Origin of the sequence: Actinotalea sp. (assembly GCF_035443605.1) — a bacterium.
Taxonomy (GTDB): Bacteria; Actinomycetota; Actinomycetes; order Actinomycetales; family Cellulomonadaceae; genus Actinotalea.
Genome location: NZ_DAORSQ010000206.1, coordinates 1 through 2,057 on the forward strand (window position 1 = coordinate 1; position 2,057 = coordinate 2,057).

The 2,057-nt window shown below is 73.5% G+C and carries 2 protein-coding genes; both read right to left on the reverse strand.

Annotation, left to right across the window (positions count from 1 at the left end; genetic code table 11):
• A partial coding sequence (locus tag PKY62_RS13190) for an ABC transporter ATP-binding protein (RefSeq protein ID WP_324537697.1) occupies positions 1–907 on the reverse strand: 907 nt, incomplete at its 3' end.
• Between the two features lie 152 nt (positions 908–1,059).
• Positions 1,060–2,057 (reverse strand): trehalose-phosphatase (gene otsB / locus PKY62_RS13195; protein WP_324537700.1); only part of this gene is annotated, 998 nt, incomplete at its 5' end.

Here is a 2,057-nt window from a genome sequence, read left to right on the forward strand (position 1 = left end):
TCACCTTGACGCCGATGGCGCCCTCGGCGCCGGCGCTGACGACGTCGAGCGACTCGGGACGGAAGCCGACCGTGAGGTGACCCTTGTCCTCGGGGGTCATCGCGGCGATGACCGAGCGCTCGAGCGGGATGCGGGTCTGCCCCAGCTGGGCGGCGCCGTCGACGACCTCGAACGAGCCGATGTTCATCGCGGGAGAGCCGATGAAGCCCGCGACGAAGACGTTGTTCGGGGTGTCGTACATCTCGCGCGGGGTGCCGACCTGCTGGAGCAGGCCGTCCTTGAGGACCGCGATGCGGTCGCCCATCGTCAGGGCCTCGGTCTGGTCGTGCGTGACGTAGACCGTGGTGACGCCGAGGCGACGCTGCAGGGAGGCGATCTGCGTGCGCGTCTGGACGCGGAGCTTGGCGTCGAGGTTCGACAGCGGCTCGTCCATGAGGAACACCTGGGGGGAGCGGACGATCGCGCGGCCCATGGCGACGCGCTGACGCTGGCCACCGGAGAGAGCCTTCGGCTTGCGGTCGAGGTACTGGGTGAGGTCGAGGATCTTGGCAGCCTCCTCGACGCGCTTGCGGATGTCGGCCTTGGGGACGCCCGCGATCTTCAGCGCGAAGCCCATGTTGTCGGCGACCGTCATGTGCGGGTACAGCGCGTAGTTCTGGAACACCATCGCGATGTCGCGGTCCTTGGGCTGGACGTTGGTGACGTCCCGGTCCCCGATGAGGATGCGGCCGGCGTTGACGTCCTCGAGGCCCGCGAGCATGCGCAGGGAGGTCGACTTGCCGCAGCCGGACGGACCGACGAGGACGAGGAACTCGCCGTCCTCGATGTGCAGGTCGAGCGCGTCGACCGCGGGACGCTCGGACCCCGGGTAGAGACGGGTTGCCTTGTCGAAAGTGACGGTAGCCATGATGGATGAATCCCTCCACCGGCAGGTACGTGCCGGACGATCCTTCGTGAATGGGAGTGTCAGGCCCCGCCGTCGGGACCGACGCGGGTGGCGAGGTGCGGTAGCACCGTGGTCACCCGTGCGACGGGACCATCTTGCCACAGCGGGCCCGTTCAGGGCAGGGGCTCGGGCACCAGATGATCCGCCAGCCCGTGCAGCGCGGCCGCCAGCTCCACCGGGTCGGCCACGCGGAACCGTGCGGCCGAGGGGCCGGGGCCCACCCGGATCGACACGTCGTCGGGGCCGAGCGCCGCGAACGCGCGCTCGTCGGTGGCGTCGTCGCCCGCGTACAGCACGCGGTCGGCGCCGGTCTGCTGGGCGAGGGCCAGGAGCGCGTCACCCTTGGTCACCTCGAGCACGCCGAGCTCGACGACATCCCGGCCGACCATGACGTCGGCGCCGGCACGCTCCCCGAGCGCGACGGCGACCGGGGTGAGCCGGGCCGCGTCGGACGCGGTGGCGGTCCGGGTGTGCAGCACGACCGTCGTCGGCTTGACCTCCACGCGCGCGGTGCTGCCCTCGACGGCCGCCAGCAGGGCGCGGGTCAGGGCGTCGTGCCGGGTGGCGGCCTCGGCGGGCAGCACGAGGTCGCTGCGCTCGAGGGAGGGCGGTTCCGAGGCGACCCACCGACCCCGTTCCCCGCCGTGGCTGCCCACGAGCCACGTACCGGCCGGCACCTGCGCCCTCGCGGCGAGGTCGGCCAGGCCGCGCCCCGAGACGAGCGCCAGGTGCACACCGGTCCGTCCCGCGAGCCGGTCCAGGGCCGTGACCGCGGACGGCAGGGCGCGGCTGGCGGCCGGGTCGTCGCGCAGGGGGGCCAGCACGCCGTCGAAGTCCGTGGCGACGAGCACCCGGCCCCCGCTCCGCACGACCTCGGCGAGGGCGTCGAGCGCGGCGTCGAGGCCGCCGGCGGGCGTGCCCTGGCCCGTGGGCGCACCCGACCCCGCGGGCGTACCCGAGCCCGTGGGCGCGGCCAGCGCGTCGAGGAACGCGGCCGACCACGCCGCGACGTCGTCGGTGAGCACCTTGCGGCGCAGCCGACGCATCCGGGCGCGCGCCTCGCGCGCCGGCATCGTCGTCGCGCGCAGGACGGCGTCCTTGAGCCCGTCGA